At 60.3% G+C, this 17598-nt stretch carries 16 protein-coding genes; 11 read left to right on the top strand and 5 right to left on the bottom strand.

The genetic code is table 11. The features are described 5' to 3' along the window. The first annotated feature begins 80 nt into the window (after window positions 1-80). Window positions 81-1055 carry a 2-hydroxyacid dehydrogenase gene (locus tag BT119_RS09700; protein WP_054080669.1) on the top strand — a complete coding sequence of 325 codons (975 nt, stop codon included), beginning with the start codon at window positions 81-83 and terminating at the stop codon, window positions 1053-1055. Between the two features lie 47 nt (window positions 1056-1102). Here the strand turns inward: BT119_RS09700 and BT119_RS09695 are convergent, their stop codons facing one another. Then, window positions 1103-2005, bottom strand: coding sequence for a DMT family transporter (locus tag BT119_RS09695; protein ID WP_072365534.1), 903 nt, complete (start codon window positions 2003-2005; stop codon window positions 1103-1105). Window positions 2006-2141: 136 nt separating this feature from the next. On the opposite strand from BT119_RS09695, the gene BT119_RS09690 reads away from it, so the two are divergent. Further along, window positions 2142-3017: an AraC family transcriptional regulator gene (locus BT119_RS09690; RefSeq protein WP_024663438.1), complete on the top strand. Its 876-nt coding sequence runs from the start codon at window positions 2142-2144 to the stop codon at window positions 3015-3017. Here the strand turns inward: BT119_RS09690 and BT119_RS09685 are convergent. Genes BT119_RS09685 through BT119_RS09675 form a run of 3 tightly spaced genes read right to left on the bottom strand, consistent with a single transcriptional unit; the run spans window position 3006 to window position 5244 of the window. Next, a complete protein-coding gene (locus BT119_RS09685) occupies window positions 3006-3338 on the bottom strand; it encodes a DUF3325 domain-containing protein (RefSeq protein WP_072365532.1) in 333 nt (110 codons plus the stop codon). The two genes, BT119_RS09690 and BT119_RS09685, sit on opposite strands and share 12 nt — an antisense overlap. Continuing rightward, window positions 3338-4879 (bottom strand): PepSY-associated TM helix domain-containing protein, encoded by a 1542-nt coding sequence (locus BT119_RS09680; RefSeq protein ID WP_058416381.1) that lies wholly within the window; start codon window positions 4877-4879, stop codon window positions 3338-3340. The genes BT119_RS09685 and BT119_RS09680 overlap by 1 nt, the downstream gene beginning before the upstream one ends. Before the next feature lie 20 nt (window positions 4880-4899). Beyond that, entirely contained in the window at window positions 4900-5244 is a 345-nt protein-coding gene (locus BT119_RS09675) for a DUF3649 domain-containing protein (RefSeq protein WP_003365446.1), read from the bottom strand. Window positions 5245-5444: 200 nt separating this feature from the next. On the opposite strand from BT119_RS09675, the gene BT119_RS09670 reads away from it, so the two are divergent. The 6 genes from BT119_RS09670 to BT119_RS09640 all read left to right on the top strand — a co-directional run bounded on the left by BT119_RS09670 (window position 5445) and on the right by BT119_RS09640 (window position 12029). Further along, complete coding sequence (locus BT119_RS09670; RefSeq protein ID WP_024663435.1) at window positions 5445-5948, top strand: sigma-70 family RNA polymerase sigma factor; 504 nt, start codon at window positions 5445-5447, stop codon at window positions 5946-5948. After that, window positions 5945-6922, top strand: a complete 978-nt coding sequence (locus BT119_RS09665; RefSeq protein WP_003349772.1) for a FecR domain-containing protein — start codon at window positions 5945-5947, stop codon at window positions 6920-6922. The genes BT119_RS09670 and BT119_RS09665 overlap by 4 nt, the downstream gene beginning before the upstream one ends. Before the next feature lie 269 nt (window positions 6923-7191). Continuing rightward, on the top strand, window positions 7192-9540 hold the full coding sequence (fecA, locus tag BT119_RS09660; RefSeq protein WP_072365528.1) for a TonB-dependent Fe(3+) dicitrate receptor FecA: 2349 nt from the start codon (window positions 7192-7194) through the stop codon (window positions 9538-9540). Window positions 9541-9813: 273 nt separating this feature from the next. Beyond that, window positions 9814-10242 (top strand): HPF/RaiA family ribosome-associated protein, encoded by a 429-nt coding sequence (locus BT119_RS09655; protein WP_003365451.1) that lies wholly within the window; start codon window positions 9814-9816, stop codon window positions 10240-10242. An 858-nt stretch (window positions 10243-11100) separates the two neighbouring features. Further along, window positions 11101-11433 (top strand): DUF3509 domain-containing protein, encoded by a 333-nt coding sequence (locus BT119_RS09645; protein ID WP_032609541.1) that lies wholly within the window; start codon window positions 11101-11103, stop codon window positions 11431-11433. Between the two features lie 263 nt (window positions 11434-11696). Continuing rightward, on the top strand, window positions 11697-12029 hold the full coding sequence (locus BT119_RS09640; protein WP_003365453.1) for a YXWGXW repeat-containing protein: 333 nt from the start codon (window positions 11697-11699) through the stop codon (window positions 12027-12029). Window positions 12030-12091: 62 nt separating this feature from the next. Here the strand turns inward: BT119_RS09640 and BT119_RS09635 are convergent, their stop codons facing one another. Further along, window positions 12092-12580, bottom strand: coding sequence for a phosphate-starvation-inducible protein PsiE (locus tag BT119_RS09635; protein WP_003316964.1), 489 nt, complete (start codon window positions 12578-12580; stop codon window positions 12092-12094). Between the two features lie 411 nt (window positions 12581-12991). On the opposite strand from BT119_RS09635, the gene BT119_RS09630 reads away from it, so the two are divergent. The 3 genes from BT119_RS09630 to BT119_RS09620 all read left to right on the top strand — a co-directional run bounded on the left by BT119_RS09630 (window position 12992) and on the right by BT119_RS09620 (window position 17598). Then, a complete protein-coding gene (locus BT119_RS09630) occupies window positions 12992-13258 on the top strand; it encodes a YebG family protein (protein WP_003365454.1) in 267 nt (88 codons plus the stop codon). 705 nt (window positions 13259-13963) lie between these two features. Further along, window positions 13964-15214 carry a non-hydrolyzing UDP-N-acetylglucosamine 2-epimerase gene (gene wecB / locus BT119_RS09625; protein ID WP_003365455.1) on the top strand — a complete coding sequence of 417 codons (1251 nt, stop codon included), beginning with the start codon at window positions 13964-13966 and terminating at the stop codon, window positions 15212-15214. A gap of 167 nt (window positions 15215-15381) precedes the next feature. After that, window positions 15382-17598: a cellulose biosynthesis cyclic di-GMP-binding regulatory protein BcsB gene (locus BT119_RS09620; RefSeq protein WP_032609504.1), complete on the top strand. Its 2217-nt coding sequence runs from the start codon at window positions 15382-15384 to the stop codon at window positions 17596-17598.

Genomic DNA, 17598 nt, shown 5'->3' with positions numbered 1-17598 from the left:
CAACTGCAAAAAGCGGCTGCCAAAGAGCGGGGAGGAATGTTAGCGTGCTACTCATTCAACCGCTCGAGAGTGACTGCCCAATGAAAAAAACCGTACTCGCCTTCAGCCGTGTTTCTCCTGAAATGGCCGAGCGCCTGGCGCAAGATTTCAACGTGATCGTGCCCAACCCCAAACAGGGTGATATCAACGCGCAGTTTGCAGAAGCCTTGCCTGAATCCCACGGGCTGATCGGCGCAGGCCGCAAGCTGGGTCGCGAACAACTGCAGAACGCCACGAAGCTGGAGGTGGTGTCCAGCATTTCGGTGGGCTACGACAACTACGACGTCGACTACCTGAGCGAGCGCGGCATTCTGCTGACCAACACGCCGGATGTACTGACCGAAAGCACCGCCGACCTGGGCTTCTCGCTGATCATGAGCAGCGCTCGCCGGGTCGCCGAACTGGATGCCTACACCAAGGCCGGACAGTGGACGCGGAGCATCGAACCGCCGCACTTCGGCACCGATGTGCATGGCAAGACGCTGGGGATCGTCGGCATGGGTAACATCGGCGCAGCCATTGCCCGCCGTGGTCGTCTGGGTTTCAACATGCCGATTCTGTACAGCGGCAACAGCCGCAAGACCGAGCTCGAACAGGAGCTGGGCGCACAATTTCGCAGCCTGGATCAATTGCTGGCCGAAGCGGATTTCGTCTGCCTGGTCGTGCCGCTGAGTGAAAAGACCAAACACTTGATCGGCCGCCGCGAGCTGAGCCTGATGAAGCCCGGCGCCATCCTGGTCAACATCGCCCGCGGCCCGATCGTCGATGAACCCGCGCTGATCGAAGCGCTGCAGAACGGCACCCTTCGCGGTGCCGGTCTGGACGTCTACGAAAAAGAGCCGCTGAGCGAATCGCCGCTGTTCCAATTGAAGAACGCGGTGACCCTGCCGCACATCGGCTCAGCCACCACCGAAACCCGTCAGGCCATGGCCGACCGCGCCTACGGCAACCTGCGCAGCGCGCTGCTCGGTGAACGACCACAGGATCTGGTCAACCCGCAGGTGTGGAAAGGCTGAAGCCCGCGCCTCTGCCGATCTGCCGGAAAGGCACGATAGCCACCAACTCAGGCCAGTTTGCCGCCGACCACGACGGCAACCGGTCTGATCTTCCTGAACACCAGCACGTTGCCGACCATCACCAGCACCAGCCCCAGCAAGGCAGCCAAGGTCCACTGATAGCCTTCCACCCAGGCGGAGATATTCAGCGCCACGACCGGGAACAGCACCGTGCAGTAAGCCGCACGCTCCGGCCCCATGCGCCCGACCAGGGTCAGGTAGGCAGTGAACGCAATCACCGAGCCGGGGATCACCAGAAACAGCAGTGAGCCTACGTAGCGCGTGTTCCATTCGAAGGTGAACGACGTGCCGCTCAGCAGGCAATACATGCCCAGTATCGTTGCCCCGTAGAACATCCCCCACGCATTGGTGGTCAGCGGACGCAGACCGGCTTTCTGCTGCAGGCTCGACAGCATGTTGCCCGCCGAGAAGCACAGCGTGCCGAGCAAGGCCAGTCCCAGGCCGATCAGGGTCTGCCGGCTCGCGCCATGCGCGGACATTTCAGGCCAGAACAGACAGGCCAGACCGATCAGGCCCATGGCGCCACCGGCCAGTACATTGCTGGCGATTTTCTGACGAAAGAACACCCGTGCGTTCAGCGCATTCCACAGTGTCGAGGTCGAGAACACCACCGCGATCAGGCCACTGGGTATCCACTGGCTGGCCGTGTAGAAGCACATGAAGTTGACGCAGAACAGGCACACGCCCTGCGCCAGGCAAATCAACTGGCCACGACGATTGACCGGCTGCAGACGCTTGCTCAGCAACAGGAATGCAAACAGCACCAACGCTGCCAGAGCAAAGCGATAGACGATCGATACCGGAATCGCGACATCGCCGAGTTGGAGTTTCAGAGCGATCCAGGTGGTGCCCCAGATCAGCACGGTCAGCAGATAAAGCGAGAGGTTCATGGTGCAGGCTCCTTGATGAGCCATCAGTCTGCTGCGTGCCGGTCTGCCAGCGCTTGCACAATCTTGCGCATTTGCTTCAAGCGCTACTGGCAGCGGCGTCGCCAGCGAGTAGGATACAAATCCTAGAGGAATCGTCATGCCCACCATTGAATCCATCCAGGTCTTTCAGGCCCTGAACAGTTCGCCCAATGCCCATCTGGAGCAAAGCGCGCCGCTGGGCGACGGGTTGGTGGCGGCGTTGTGGAACAATCGGCATGACTCTCAGGAATATCACGCACCGACCCACCATACGCTGTCGTGCTATATCGAGGACGGTACCGGGACCTTTCGCCGCGGCAGACCCGACCAGAAAGGCGCGCCGGGCAAACTGTGCATCTTGCCTGCCGGCCATGAGTCCGCCTGGGTAGTGAATGGCGAGATCCGTCTGGCGCATCTGTATTTCAGCCCGGAACAGTTTGCGCTGGGCTGCGTGACCCTGCTGGACCGTGAGCCGCGCGAGATGCAACTGCGGGAAAACACCTTTCTGGAAGACCCCGCACAGGCGGCACGCTTCCGGCAGCTGATTCGCCTGAACTGGGCAGAACCCGGCGAGCGCCTGCTGACCAGCAGCCTGGCGCACGAGATGGTCAGCCATGCGCTGCTCAGCCAGGCTGGGCTGCGCGAAGGGCTGCGCTTGAAAGGCGGCCTGGCGCCGCACCTGCGCCGGCATCTGGTGGACTTCATCGAAATGCATCTCGCCGACCCGCTGAGCCTTGGCCAACTGGCCGGCCTGTGCGCGCTGTCGGAATACCACTTCGCACGCATGTTTCGCGAAAGCTTCGGTTTGCCGCCGCACCAGTACCTGCTGGCGCGGCGTATCGAGCGGGCGCGCCAGTTACTGCGCGGCACCGGCAAGCCGCTGGGCGAGATCGCGCTGGCCTGCGGGTTCGCCAGCGCCAGCCATTTCAGCAACCGCTTTCGTCAGGCCACAGGGGCGACACCGGGTGAATACAGAACGGCGTTAGGCCAATAACTGACCTACCGCGGCCAACGGGCTCAACAGCGCCCCACACCCCGCCAGTGCCAGCACCCAACGCGGACGGAACGACAGCAACGCAACCAGCAACACCGCGCTGCCCATCAGCGCAGCGAACCAGTACACCGTCCCCATCATCCAGCCACAGTCATGAACCGCAGCCCACGACGACAGTAACAGCGCCCCCCAGCCAGCCAGTTTGAGCAGCCATCGCCGCTGTTCGGTCAACGGCCCCTTGAGCAGTTCACCGTAATGTCGGGCCATGGACAGACACAGGCACGTGAACCCCACATAACAGAGCAAGGCCGCCAGCAGCATCAGGGGGCCTCCTGAGGCACGACCGGCAACGAGACGCGGGAGGTTTTACCGGCAGGCGCAGCCTTGAACTTCAGCGCCGCCCAGCCCAGGAACAGCCCGGTGACCAGCACCGTCAGGTCAAAAGCCGCCAACACCCGGTTTCCTGACATCAACGCATCCAGCAGATAGCGACCGCAGATCAGCAGATCGAGCACCGGCAGACCGGCGAACAGCAGCGCGCCGAGCCACAGTTGTTCTCGCCATGCGCTACGCCCCTTGCGCAGCGCAGCATGCATGACTGACACGGCCCAAACCGTGAAGAACACGCTGACCTCCCAATCAGCACGCCCGGCGAATCCGCCAGGCAGCAAACGATTGGCCCAGAAAAAGCTGGCCACGGCGATCATCAACCCGGACATGCTGGCAATGTTCAGCACTTCGACCACACGCAGTTCCAGCGGCAGCACGCCGGTCTTGGCGTGTTTGAGCTGACGCTTGCCCAGCCACATCACCAAGCCGGTGCCGATCATTGCAGTCCCGGCGACACCAAAAATGAAGTACAGCCAGCGCAGCAACGGTTCGGCGAAATGGCCCACGTGCAGGCCATACATCCCGCTGGAAATCAGCAGCGCCAGCGGGCGCTCGGGCACTTCGTTCAACAGTTCGCCGCTGGCACCGCTGAACGTCAGCGCCCCGCCCCGGTCCGGCACAATGCTGCCCTTGTCGTCACGCGTCAGCAGAATCGAAGCGGTGCTGTCGCCCGGATTATTAACGATAACCCGACCCACCTGACCGCTGTCCCATTTCGCATTCGCTGCGTTGACCAATGGCGCAAGCGCCACCAGCGGCGCAGCGGTGCCTTCGCGCTTGACCGTTTCCGGAAACGGATAGGCTTCGCTGTAGAAGGCCTGGACGGTGTCGTACTGGCTGAGAATGCTCGCGGGCATCACCATCGACATGAAGATCACCAGACTGCTGTAAGTGATCATCAGGTGAAACGGCAGCACCAGCACGCCCAGCGCGTTATGCCCGTCCAGCCAGGAACGCTGGCCCTTGCGCGGACGAAAGGTGAAGAACTCTTTGAAAACCTTCTTGTGAATGATGATGCCGGTGATCAGCGCGACCAGCATCACCATCGCGGCGCTGGTTGCCAACCATCGGCCCCAGGGATATGGCATCTGCAGTTGATAGTGAAACCGGTAGAAGAAATCGCCACCGCGTGTGTCACGCGCCTGCACCTCACTGCCGGTCTGCGGATCGAGCAGCTTGCGTACGAAGTTGTTGCGCTGGCCCTGTTTGCCTTCGGGCAGCCAGCCGACCATCAGGCCGGGCGTGCGCTGATCGGGCAGACTGATGAACCAGCGCGTAGCCCCGGCGGCATGGCTTTGCAGATAAAGCTGAGCCTGTTGCACGCTGGCGCCTGCATCAAGGGCGCGCACCGGAATCTCCGGCTGCATCCAGTGGGTAATCTCGTCCTTGAAATAGGAAAGCGTGCCGGTCAGAAAAATCGCGAACAGCAACCAGCCAAACAGTAAACCGACCCAGGTGTGCAACCAGGCCATCGACTGGCGAAAGCCCTCCTTCACAGCAACCACCGACCACAGGCGTAGGCCGCGCCCAGCAGTGCACAGGGCGTCAGCACCCCGACCCACGCCTGCAGCGCCGTGCGGCAGGCAAAACACCAGAGCACCGCGCCCAGATAGGCGAGAAACGAGAACATCATCCCCGTCACCACCGCTTCGGCGCGGGTAATCGGCAGCCATTGTGCGATGCAGGTACTGAACAACGACGCCAGCAGGTAACCGGCAAATACCGCAGCCAGTGTCCGCGAGACAATGGCAAGGCGATAGGCAGCCGTCACGCCCCTGGTTCTGGCTTTTGCCGTGCGCTTTTCCGGCAACGGGCGGCTTGCGGTGGTGACATCCATCAAAGGGTCTGCATTGATTCATGAAACCAGGGAAGCCGGTCACAAGCGGCCAGGAAGGGGTCGCAACGAAAGCCGGCGGTGTGCGCCATTCATCCCGAACGGGACAAATGAACCGCAATATTAATGATAAATATTCTCATACGCAAAAGAGTCTGCCAGAATCCACGCCATCAATGAGTCCCCGTGGATTGTTTCCCGTGATGCCCGTCGCCCACTCCGCTCTCAATCACACTGTCGAAGGCCTGTACAGGGCACACAACGTCTGGCTGACGACCTGGTTGCGGCGCAGGCTCGGCTGCCCGCACAGCGCGGCAGATCTGGCGCAGGACACCTTCATCAAGGTCCTGGGCGCACGCGATACGTCGCAGATTATCGAACCGCGTGCCTTTCTGACGACGATTGCCAAGCGCGTGCTGTGCAATCACTACCGGCGTCAGGACCTGGAGCACGCCTACTATCAGGCACTGGCCGCACTGCCGGAGAGCGTGGCGCCTTCGGAAGAAGAGCGGGCGATCATTCTCGAAACCCTGGTGGAACTCGATCAACTGCTGGACGGCCTGCCGACCCTGGTCAAGCAGGCGTTTCTGCTGTCGCAGGTCGACGGTTTGAGCCATGGCCGGATCGCTGCCGAACTGGGTATTTCCATCGCCACGGTCAAGCGCCATCTGCACAAGGCCGCCCTGCGCTGCTATTTCGCCCTATGAACACCAACAGCGAGTCCCTGAACAAATCCGACATCTCGCCCGCCGTGGCACAGCAGGCCGTTGGCTGGCTGCTGGAAATGCAGGAGGGCACGCTGGATGCCCGCCGTCAGCACGCCTGGCAGCTGTGGCTCAATGGCAACGTCGAGCATCAACGGGCGTGGGCGCACATGCAGCGGGTCAATCAGCGCCTGAGTGGACTGTCCTCGCCGCTGGCGCACGCGGCACTCAATGCGCCGAAGTCCGCCAGCCGTCGGCATGCGTTGAAGCTGCTGTTGCTGCTCGGCGCAGGCTCGGCAGCGGGCTGGAGCCTGCGCGAGCAGATCGCCCTGCAACCTTTGCTGGCCGACTACGACAGTGGCGTGGGTGAACAGCGCAAAGTGGCGTTGAGCGACGGCAGTCAGGTGCAGTTGAATACTGCCAGCGCGGTGGATGTGCGTTTTGATGCTCAGCAGCGCCTGATCGAACTGCTGCAGGGCGAAATCCTCATGACGGCCTCGGCGGACACGCGCCCGCTGAACCTGTTGAGTGCCGAAGGCTCGGTCAGGGCGTCGACAGGCGCCAGTCGTTTCAACCTGCGTCAACTGAATGGGCGCACGCAGTTGGCCGTGTTTGCCGGAGCCCTTGAAATAGTCCCTGCCGGCAAGAGCGGCCCCGGTTTGATGCTGCTGGCCAGCCAACAGGTGACGTTCAGCCGTGATGCCTGGGACAAGGTTCGTCCGCTGGACGCAGGCAGTGGCGCCTGGGCGGACGGGATGCTGGTGGCGTCGCGCATGAGGCTGGTGGATTTTCTCGCAGAGTTGGGCCGCTACCGCCGCGGTCGTCTCAATTGCGATGCGAAGGTTGCCGGGCTGCTTATTTCCGGCAGTTACCCACTGGCCGACAGCGAGCGCATCCTCGACATGCTCGAACGCGCCCTCCCGGTGCGCGTGCAACGCTTCACGCGGTATTGGGTGAACGTGCAGGCGCGGGTTTGATCGTGATTGCTCGTTTCCACGCCGGGTCCTCATGGTGACGTACACATCCTGAAGAGCCCGAAATACGGGACTGAAACTCCGCTGACTATCGTCCCCATGCTCCGCGTGGGAATGCCGTTCGTGACGCTCTGCGTCACACAGCGGTTTTTGGATGACAGCTGGATTTGCGCTGGCCGGCTAAAATTTTTCAAAAAGCGTGAGCCGTTTTTCGATCCTCGCGTGACAGACAGGGAAAGCCTCTCTCAACCTTCCGGTCAAAGGACTCCTGCATGTCAGCCCGCCCTACTCAACTTTCACCGCTGGTGCGCACATTGCGCCATGTCATTTTCGGTGCCAGCCTCTCGGTCGGCAGTCTGTCGATGGTGCAGGCTGCAGAGGTCGCACCCAAGGTGTATCACATTGCGCCGAGCGAGCTTGAAGCGGCGCTGAGCCAGTTCGGTCGTGAGTCTGGCGTGCTGATTTCGTATGGTTCGCAGATCACCAGCGGCCTGAAAAGCCGTGGCCTGGAAGGTCAGTACACACCTGAGCAGGGCCTCAACGCCTTGCTCGAAGGCACCGGCCTGCAGGCCATGGCCGATGGCAATAACGGCTTCACCCTGCAACCGGTCAATGCTGTTGGCGCGCCGATCGAGCTGGGTGTCTCCACGGTGGTAGGCGACTGGCTGGGCGCGGCGCAGCAAACCAACGTTTTCGAACATCCCGGCGCACGTGACGTGATTCGTCGTGAGGAGTTCGAGCGGGTCGGAGCGACAGCGGCGCGTGAAGTGCTCAATCGCATTCCGGGCGTCAATGCGCCGGACAACAACGGCACCGGCAGCCACGACATGGCGCTGAATTTCGGCATTCGCGGCCTCAATCCACGCCTGGCGTCGCGCTCTACCGTGCTGATGGACGGTATCCCGGTGCCATTCGCGCCCTATGGCCAGCCGCAACTGTCGTTCGCACCGATCAGCATGGGCAACATGGACGCAGTCGATGTGGTGCGTGGCGGTGGCGCAGTCCGTTACGGTCCGCAGAACGTGGGCGGCATCGTCAACTTCGTGACCCGCGCGATCCCTGATGCACCTACTCTCAAGGGCGGCATACAAACCGAGACCAGCCCGTCGTCCAGCCACGACGGCTTCAAGACCACCGGCAACCTGCTGGCCGGCGGCACCGCAGACAACGGCCTGGGCGGTGCGATTCTGTATTCCGGCGTGCGCGGCGGTGACTGGCGTGAACACAGCGATACCGAAATCGACGACCTGATCCTCAAGGGTAAATACCAGATCGACGAAGCCAACAGCCTCAACGCCATGGCACAGTACTACGATGGCGAAGCGCAGATGCCCGGCGGCCTGAGCGTCAAGGACTACGACGCCGACCCTTACCAGTCGACGCGCCTGAAGGACAAGTTCTGGGGCCGTCGCACGATGTTCAACTTCGGCTATCGCTACGAACAGGACGCGCGCGTCTTCACCGCCAACACGTTCTTCACCAAGACCCTGCGCAGCGGCTATCTGGATCAGGGCAGCTTCGTTTCCCTGTCGCCCCGCGAATACTGGGTACGCGGTCTGGAAACGCGCTTCTCGCAAGGCTTTGCGCTGGGCGAAACCTGGCATGAAGTCGGCGTTGGCTACCGCTACGTCAACGAAGCCGGTCACGAACTGCGCTACCGCGAACCGGTCACCGGCAACCTGCCGACCACCGCCAGCCGCAACGACCGCGACACACGCGGCGCGACCGAAGCGCATGCGTTCTACATCGACGACCGCATCGATATCGGCAAGTGGACCATCACGCCGGGCGTTCGCTACGAGATGATCGACACCGCGCAGAACAACAACCTCACCAACGCACGCTACCAGGGCGATTACAGCACTGCGTTGCCGGCGTTGAACGTGCTTTATCACCTGACCGACACCTGGAACCTGTACGCCAACACCGAAGGCTCGTTCGGCAGCGTGCAATACAGCCAGATGCCTAACCGCGTCACCGGGGATGAAGTCAAACCGGAAAAAGCCCGCACCTGGGAACTGGGCACACGCTACGACAATGGCAACCTGCGGGCCGAGATCGGCGCATTCCTGATCAATTTCGACAACCAGTACGACAGCAACCAGACCAACGACACGGTGATCGCACGCGGCGAGACGCGCCATCAGGGCATCGAGACCAGCGTCAACTATGCACTGGAAGGCCTGAGCCCGATGCTGGCCGGCTACGATATCTACGCGACCTACGCCTTCGTCGACGCCACGATCCGCGAAGACGGCCCGAACAAGGGCAATCGCGTGCCGTTCTCGTCAAAGCACAAGGGAACGATGGGCGTCAGCTACACCGAAGGGCCGTGGAAGCTCAATTTCGACAGCTCCTTCCAGAGCGACCAGTTTGCCGACAACGCCAATACCTCGACTGAAAGCGCCGATGGCAGCACCGGCAAGATCCCTGGGTACATGCTGTTCAGCACCCGAGCCAACTACGATTTCGGCCCGCAACTGTCTGACCTCAACGTAGCGGTCGGGATGAAGAACATCTTCAACCGCCAGTACTACACCCGCTCGTTCGACGACAACAACCGCGGCAAATACGTCGGCGAACCGCGCACGGTGTACGTACAGACGTCGGTCGCGTTCTAGTTTCGGACGCCAGAGCGCCAGAGCAGTGTTCTCCCGGACACCTCTCGTTCCTCACGCTCCGCGTGGGAATGCCGTTCTGGACGCTCTGCGTCCGTTCCTGATTCGCAGCCTCGCGCCAGGGCAGCCATTTTTTGCTGCGAAATATTTCTTACACATTGGGGTTGAATTGTCAGGCCATTGCCGCCAACACTGTGAATGAGCGCAAACGAAATCGATTCCGCCAGGAATCGTGCAGTCCAGCCTCGCACGAGCAAGCCCTAATAAGGATTAACTATGCAAATCCAGGTCAATAGCGATAATCACATCGAAAGCAGTATCCGACTGGAGGAGTGGGTTCGTACCACCGTTGAAAGCACGCTCGAACACTACGATGAAAACCTGACCCGCGTGGAAGTCCACATCCGCGACGAAAACGGCGACAAGCCTGGCCCGCACGACATCAAGTGCCAGATGGAAGCTCGCCCCAAAGGACACCAACCCATTTCTGTTTCCCACAAGGCCGATACGGTAGATCAGGCTGTGGATGGCGCTGCTGTAAAACTCGATCACGCCCTCGAGCATCTGTTTGGCAAACTGCGCGGCAAACGAGGCGCCGCACCGACCATTGCCGAACAGGATGAAGATCCGGTCAGTCCGGACGCGCTGCTCGAAGAAGAATTTCTGGAAAAAGAGCAGGAGAAAGAAGCCGCTCGTCTGACCTGATGCTTCACTGACACGTTTTGCAAGAAAAGGGCGAACCGGCAACGGTTCGCCCTTTTTGTTCGCCATGGGTTCACGCCCCAATCAGTACGCACCACAAACGCTCGCTGCACAGCTTTGGCCACCTTGACCCGTCGCTAGCCTCGCCGCCATTTCGATCGCCGGGTGCCGTCCATCGAATTTAACATTCAGCGCCGTGCAGCCGAGCGCTGTACCTGAGCACCATCGGCGAGCAAAAAAACATGCTGCTCGCTTCCATGAGCAGGCAAGTCAGCCAGTCATACCGACAAGCGTTCAACACTCATCCCGCAGCTCCGCAGCACGACGCTCAACGTCAGAACCTGGACAGTGGGCGAGTACGGTTTCGACCCCGTCTTTACGAATCTCTGACGTCAAGATTCGGTTGTCGGAGTGTCAGACAATCACTCGAAAAAGTCATAAGCAAAACGCATTCGCGAGACGAGCAGGCCATGTCCGGGAGCTGTTTTTCGCCCGGCTTGGAAAGCACTTTTCTCAACCGAACTGAACGGCTCGACCTGTGGCAAAGCCAACCAGGAAGCGGCTGCGGAGTGCGCCCGCTCGGCGGCTTCTAGCGCATCGCCCCTGCAATATGGCCCGAACCATGCAAAGCCCTGTAGTACGCGCCACGAGGCAGGCCATCAGGACGGCCACTTTCTGGCGCGAACTGAACGTCGTGAATGCGTCAAAGCTTCTCTAAACGAAACCCTGTCATCAACGCGAAAGACGACAGCAACACCGTCAGCAGCAAGCGCAGGAGTAACGCAACCGCTGATCAGTCGTCGAGAACCAAAAGGACTAATACCCGGTCAACTTATGCAGACCATTGAGCAGGTGAATGATATGGACAATCCTTTTCAGATGATCACGGACACGTTTCACCCTGACTATCGGGTGAATCTGAGCATTCAAGGGCTGGACGGCAGCATCATGCTGACCTTGTCCAACGAATGCGGCGTCGTTGCCAAGCGCTTGATCAGCGCTGCCCAACGCAATGATCCACAACGCTTGCGCAAGCTGATAGAAAGCGTGCAATTCGGCATCGCCATCGAACGTGGCGACAGCGCGATCAAGATCCTTGCAGCGATGACTGACGGCGCGACGCTGAAAAAGACACCTGTCCCGGCCAATGGTCTGTGGCCACAGAGCCAGGCAACGGTGAATGCCGGGGTTTGATGCACGCCTGCCCTTCCCCACTGTGCAGTGCCGTTGTTGGCACTGCACAGAGCAAGACTATCCCGATGCCGCTCAATACTTTCCAGCCTGCTTGAACGGGCTTTCCCCCCAGTAAAACCGGCCTTTCGCTATCATTCCCCCTTCCTCCTCTTCAGCAAAAGTACAGATACATCCTGCTACAACAATCCTTGCGCAGAAACATTCGAGCGACTGGGCACTGAGCTCAGCGCCACTGCACCTGCGGTTGATTCCGAGGAGGCAACATGTACTTACGTTATGGGGTATTGATCGCATCACTTGCGATAGCGTCAGGCTGTGTCGAGGAGCGCGTGGTTCATGAACGGCCGCATGTCCATCACGAATACGTTGAAGAAGTGATCGCGCCACAACCGCCACCGGAACGCGTCGTCGAGGTGGAACCGGCGCCTCGTCCCGGCTATATATGGGCACGCGGTTACTGGCACTGGAACGGCCAGCGTTTCGTGCCGGTGCATGGCCACTGGGAAGCAGAGCGTCCCGGCTATCACTATGTACATCCGCACTGGGAAAGCGCCGGTGACGGCTGGCACTGGCGTGCCGGGGTCTGGCTGAACTGATTGGGCTCCTGTCCAGCAACATTGCTGGCGGCATCTTGCACAGATGCCGCCACTGCCTTCGATCAGATCTCGCCCTTTTCTTCCGTCACTGCACCTTTGACGGTGCTGGACGAATCGGGAATCTTCGCTGACGGGTACTTGTACGACGCATAGCGCACCACCAGAATCGCAAACGCCAGCAACAGGATGCCGCCACACAGGTAGATGATGCCGATGTCCGGCGGGTTGTGATGGGACACGTCGGAAATCAGCAGCCGGGTCAGTGCAGTGATCGCAACATAGATCAGGAAGCGCACGGGCATGTGGTTGGTCTTGAAATAAATCCCGGTCATCGCCCCCAGCTCGAGGTAGATGAACAGCAGCAGGATGTCATCGACCGTGACGTTGCCTTTCTCGACCATCCCCAGGAATGCGACCACTGACGCCCAGGCAGTGATCGCACCGATCGCGAACAGGGCGAGAAAGTGGAAGCTCTCCACACACAGGTTGCCCAGTGACTCGGCCTGCGCATGTACGCGGTGTCTTATCTTTACTGCCCATTTATTCCCCATGACGCGTTACCTCTGAACCTTCGTTTATGCCGACCGGATGATGCCGGGTACTCGTGACACCCTTGTGGCCTGCTTTTTAAAGCAGGAACAGGGCCATAGGCTATGGTTGAGAGCGCGGCGGGTTGTCGCAAGGCACATTTGCAGCGCAAAAAAGATGCGTAAACGCCACTATTCAGGCGGGGCTTGATTGGCACATGGCTTTTACTGTATAAAAACACAGTAATAGCGAAATCGCTTCCGCTGTTGCGTCGCAGGCCTGCCTCCCTAAAGGTCTTCACGCAGTGCCCCGCTACACCTGACCGGCGCGCTGGTCATGCACGATCAATGCTTTGCATACCCGCTGGTCAGAGCACGACGCCCTGAACGTCCGGGTCTAGCCCTTTCAACACTGGATAAGACGACGAGGCCAAAATGGCTGTTGAAACCCTTTACCGCAGTACCCGCGATCTGGAGACTACTTTCGTGGACCGTAAACTCGCCGATGCGCACGACCAAATGCTCGAGCTGGCCGAGCTTCTCACCGACGTCCTGATCAAGAACGTGCCGGGGATCTCGGAGAAGCATGCAGAGGACGCGAGCATTTACATGGCCAAGAATCGCGCCGTATTCGCCGCGGCGTTCAAGAACAACGCGACCGCGCTCAGCGAGCTGTCAGAACCGGCCGAGGCGAAAGACTGATTCCGCTGTGGGCTGCGACTCCCCTCATTGCGAGGGGGTCGCCAATCATTCTCATTTAATGGCTGGGCAATCACCCGTATTGCTGCTACAACTCAATACTGTATATGCCGCGCAAACTTGAACAGCATCTAAGCTAATTCCTAACATCCCGTCTGCCGCTCAGCGTGTCAAACTCGGTACATAATCAAAGTTCCCAAGCGTCATTATATCAGCGTCATTTTTGTGAACCCCTTCTCTCTTCCTGTCATTAAACAGGCGTCAGGATTCTGCTGTAGTGACGCACACCTCGCTGCTGATATTTTTGTTGGAACTTTTTGCCATCATCCAGAATTACAGCGAATAACCCAGCACTCAAAACAGCAGGAAAAGCGTTACCAAGAGCCCCCGAAGACCCCGCATTCATTGGCCTAAGCGCCTTTTTTCAAAAAATACAACCCTGTACTGACCGTGGTGAAAAACTAAAGTTCCTACCCATTGTTACTTTGAAAAATACTTAATAAAACGTTTTGCTTTATTATCTTGTTCTGCTAATAATCCCGACAATTCCGGGTAACAAGGCATATTGCTACATTCACACTGAAGTGAACATCGAGCCACAAACTCCGATCTTTCCGCCCGAGAAACTCATCAACTCGCAGTCTCACCAAGCTGTTCTCAGCCTGGTTTTTGCTGCTGTGCGGCGCGCTAAAGGCGCGGGAGGAAATAATGGCTGGTCTGCACCCCAGAATGAAGGTCCTTTCCATTTTCGGTACTCGTCCGGAGGCCATCAAAATGGCTCCCCTGGTCAGAGCATTGGCTGCAGAGCCGGGTATCGACTCAAGAATCTGCATTACCGGGCAGCATCAAAGCATGCTGCAACAGGTGCTGGACATGTTCGAGCTCAAAGCCGACTACAGCCTCGATGTGATGCGCCCGGATCAGACGCTGAATTCTCTGACGGCCGCGCTTTACGCGGCGATCGACCCGATTCTGGACGAGATGAAGCCGGACAAGGTGCTGGTTCATGGCGACACCACATCAGCGATGGTGGCGGCCATGTCGGCTTTTCATCGCCGCATCCCCATCGGCCACGTTGAAGCGGGTCTGCGCACCGGCGATATCCGTCAGCCGTGGCCTGAAGAGATGAATCGTCGCTGCATCGATCTGATTTCCGATCACCTGTTCGCGCCTACCGCCGAGTCGCGCCGCAACGTGCTGGGCGAACGCCTGCAGGGCATCTCGTTCGTGACCGGCAACACCGTGATCGACGCCCTGCACCTGACGGCCCAGCGAATCGACAGCAATCGCCAGTTGCGTCATGCCCTGGATCGCCAGTTTTCGTTCCTGGTGCCCGAGCGCAGGGTATTGGTGGTGACCGGGCATCGCCGTGAGAACTTCGGCGACGGCTTCCTCAACATCTGCAAGGCGCTGGGCGAACTCGCCAGGCGTGACGACATACAGATCGTGTACCCAGTGCATCTGAACCCCAACGTATTGGGGCCGGTGACCGAGCACCTGGGCGACCTGCCCAACGTGCACCTGATCAAACCGCTGGACTACCTGTCGTTCGTGCGCCTGATGCAACGTGCCCACGTCATCCTCACCGACTCCGGTGGCGTGCAGGAAGAAGCGCCGTCGCTGGGCAAGCCGGTGTTGGTCATGCGCGATGTCACCGAGCGCCCGGAAGCGGTCGCAGCGGGGACCGTGCGCCTGGTGGGCACCGAAACGGACGCCATCATTCGCGGCGTGAACGCCCTGTTTGACGACGACGCCCTGTGGCAGAACGCATCCCGCGCAGCCAATCCTTATGGCGACGGCAAAGCCAGCTCACGGATCGTCGATGCCCTGATGGGCCGTCCGGTGGATGAATTTGTCGCCGAGCTGCCGCGTCAGCGCCAGGACCCGGTGGACATGCAACTGGATACGCGAATCAAGCCTCAGCACGAACATGCAGAGTTGCGCTCGATGGCCAGTTAGCAAAAAGGACGCGCAGGCAGCGCAAACAAACCCTAAAACAATCCGCAGGAAGCAGTCCGCAAACGATACGGGCACCCGGTTCAGACCGAGTGCCCGAAAAACGTTGTAGCAGACCGGCAGCCTGTATCAAGACCCAATGGCCTTGAGCCTTTACCGAGATCTGCACGATGAAATCTTCCGTTGCCGTAAACATGGGCGCGTTTGGCGTACTTGCCTGCGGGATGAGCCTGCTGGCGCTGATGCCTGCATTCGCCCTGGCTGCCGAAAGCCCCCTGACCCAGGCGATCAACCGAATCACTGCCGACAATCGCCAGGAGCGCGTGATCGAGCTGAGGGAGCTGGGTATCGATCGCCCGATCATCCTCAATGCTACCGACGCACGCCGCGAGCTGTACCTGCCGGTGCCGGCCAATGTGCCATTGACCGAGGCCACGCTGAATTTCGATGCCAGCTACCTGAACGGCGAGGCTGGCCGCAACACGCTGCTGCTGTCGCTGGACGGATATCCGGTACGCGCGCTGGGCCTTAATGAAGAACAGGGCAACGCCAGCGCGACGCTGGGTGTCGACAAGGCAGCACGGGAAAGCGGTTCGGTACGACTCGGGATCGCCTGGTCGTCGGTGATCTCGAAAGTGCTTTGCGAAGACGAACGTGCGATCGGCAACGTGTTGCGCATCGACCCGCACACGCGCCTGACGTACAGCTATGATGCCAGCCAGTTGCAGGACGTCGGCGCGGTATGGAATGCACTGCCCGGCAAACCCGGCCTGCTGGTCGCACCCGGCACATTGTCGAACGCCAGCTACGATGCCGCTTGGCGTCTGGGCGTAGCGCTGGAGCGCATCGGCAAGCAGGCACGCATCCTGCCGTTTCCTGCGGTGCAGGACAGCGTGGACCTGAGCGGCCTGACTATTCCAGCGGAACTCAAGCAGATTCCGGCGTTTGCAGGGCTCGAAGGCAAGGGCCAGTACACCCTGCGCGACCCGGCGGAAATCGGTGCATTGTTGATGCTTGGCCAGACACCTGCGTTGCAGGCCGACCTGGCGATCAGCGATCCACAGCTGCTCAAGGCCATCGACGACGCCATGGACGCTCTCCAGGCGCAGGTGCAGGGTCTGGATGCTTCGGCGGCCAGCGCACTGGGCCAGTGGCGCGAGCGTCACATCAAGAAGCCGCTCGCCAACAGCACCGGGGATGACGTAAGCCTGGCCCTGCTGGGCAATCGTGCGCTGCTGATGATCAAGCCGGAGTCGGCCAACAAGGCCATTGGCCTGTTCAGTTCGGCGTGGAACAAACTGGCGCGCAATCGTCAGCTGACCATTGGCGAAGAAGCCGCCATGCCGCTGAGCGAAGACGGTCGCGTCGCGCTGACCCGTCTGGGCGGCAAGCCCGGCACGGTGGATGTGCTGGCAAAAACCGACTGGAGCGCCTCGTTCCCGCTGGGCAGCGTTGCCTATGACGGTCGCGTACCAGTGACTGCGATGATCGATATCGCTGCCGCCCCGGGCGCATCGGGTACACCACCGGTTGCCACGCTGTTCCTCAACGATTACTTGATCGGTGCGATGCAACTGACTGCCGATGGCAAGAAAGAGCGCATCGAAGCCCGCATTCCGCAGTACGCACTGGCGGCGCAGAACGTCCTGCGCGTGTCCTTCCAGCGTCAGCCGGTCAGCAACCAGTGCCTGGAAACGCCGCAAGCGTTCCCGATCTCGGTATTGCCGACCAGCCACATCGTGCTGGACAAGGTCACGCCTGACGAAAACTTCTCGGGCATGGCGGCACGCTTCGCCACCGACACGCAGATCATGGTGCCCAAGGGCTACCTTGAGCGCCCGGCCAGCAGCCTGCCGCAAGTCATCCGCATCGCCAGCGCTTCCGGCGTCTCGCCGTTGCGTGCACAGCTCAGCGTCAGCGATGACGCCAGCGTCGCCGTGACACCGGCCAAGGCGTTCCTGGCCTTCGAACTGCCGGTCAAGGACGGGGCCGAGTCGGTCAAGGCCAGCAACGACGGGCACCTGCTGATCAACCACAAAGAACAGACGCTGCTCGACCTCAAGTCGCTCAACCACCTGGCTTCGCTGCAAGTGATCGAAGCCGGCGGCCAGCACGGCATGGTCTATCGCTCGTTGGGCGGTCAGGCCCCGGTTTTCGAACGTCCGTTACTGCTGGAACGTGGCAACGCCGCGGTGCTGGCTGACAGCGGCCCGATCGCCACCTTCGACGCCAAGGACCCGACCGGCAGCCAGATGATCGAGGAGGAGGAAAGCACCGGCATCGACGCCTGGCGCAAACCATCGCTGCTGTGGCTGATCCCGGCCGGCATCGTACTTTTTCTCATTCTGTTGCTGGCTGGCCGTAGCGCCCGTCGCAATCGCTCGTAA

This window comes from Pseudomonas sp. NFACC10-1, assembly GCF_900119195.1.
Classification (GTDB): domain Bacteria; phylum Pseudomonadota; class Gammaproteobacteria; order Pseudomonadales; family Pseudomonadaceae; genus Aquipseudomonas; species Aquipseudomonas cerasi.
Note: the sequence above shows the minus strand (reverse complement) of the source record. Positions and strands in the feature narration are given on the sequence as shown.

Bases quoted from the DNA above. Each gene is read 5' to 3' on its own strand.
- BT119_RS09700 (WP_054080669.1), top strand. From the start codon at position 81: ATGAAAAAAACCGTACTCGCCTTCAGCCGTGTTTCTCCTGAAATGGCC.
- BT119_RS09695 (WP_072365534.1), bottom strand. From the start codon at position 2,005: ATGAACCTCTCGCTTTATCTGCTGACCGTGCTGATCTGGGGCACCACC.
- BT119_RS09690 (WP_024663438.1), top strand. From the start codon at position 2,142: ATGCCCACCATTGAATCCATCCAGGTCTTTCAGGCCCTGAACAGTTCG.
- BT119_RS09685 (WP_072365532.1), bottom strand. From the start codon at position 3,338: ATGCTGCTGGCGGCCTTGCTCTGTTATGTGGGGTTCACGTGCCTGTGT.
- BT119_RS09680 (WP_058416381.1), bottom strand. From the start codon at position 4,879: ATGGCCTGGTTGCACACCTGGGTCGGTTTACTGTTTGGCTGGTTGCTG.
- BT119_RS09675 (WP_003365446.1), bottom strand. From the start codon at position 5,244: ATGGATGTCACCACCGCAAGCCGCCCGTTGCCGGAAAAGCGCACGGCA.
- BT119_RS09670 (WP_024663435.1), top strand. From the start codon at position 5,445: ATGCCCGTCGCCCACTCCGCTCTCAATCACACTGTCGAAGGCCTGTAC.
- BT119_RS09665 (WP_003349772.1), top strand. From the start codon at position 5,945: ATGAACACCAACAGCGAGTCCCTGAACAAATCCGACATCTCGCCCGCC.
- fecA (WP_072365528.1), top strand. From the start codon at position 7,192: ATGTCAGCCCGCCCTACTCAACTTTCACCGCTGGTGCGCACATTGCGC.
- BT119_RS09655 (WP_003365451.1), top strand. From the start codon at position 9,814: ATGCAAATCCAGGTCAATAGCGATAATCACATCGAAAGCAGTATCCGA.
- BT119_RS09645 (WP_032609541.1), top strand. From the start codon at position 11,101: ATGGACAATCCTTTTCAGATGATCACGGACACGTTTCACCCTGACTAT.
- BT119_RS09640 (WP_003365453.1), top strand. From the start codon at position 11,697: ATGTACTTACGTTATGGGGTATTGATCGCATCACTTGCGATAGCGTCA.
- BT119_RS09635 (WP_003316964.1), bottom strand. From the start codon at position 12,580: ATGGGGAATAAATGGGCAGTAAAGATAAGACACCGCGTACATGCGCAG.
- BT119_RS09630 (WP_003365454.1), top strand. From the start codon at position 12,992: ATGGCTGTTGAAACCCTTTACCGCAGTACCCGCGATCTGGAGACTACT.
- wecB (WP_003365455.1), top strand. From the start codon at position 13,964: ATGGCTGGTCTGCACCCCAGAATGAAGGTCCTTTCCATTTTCGGTACT.
- BT119_RS09620 (WP_032609504.1), top strand. From the start codon at position 15,382: ATGAAATCTTCCGTTGCCGTAAACATGGGCGCGTTTGGCGTACTTGCC.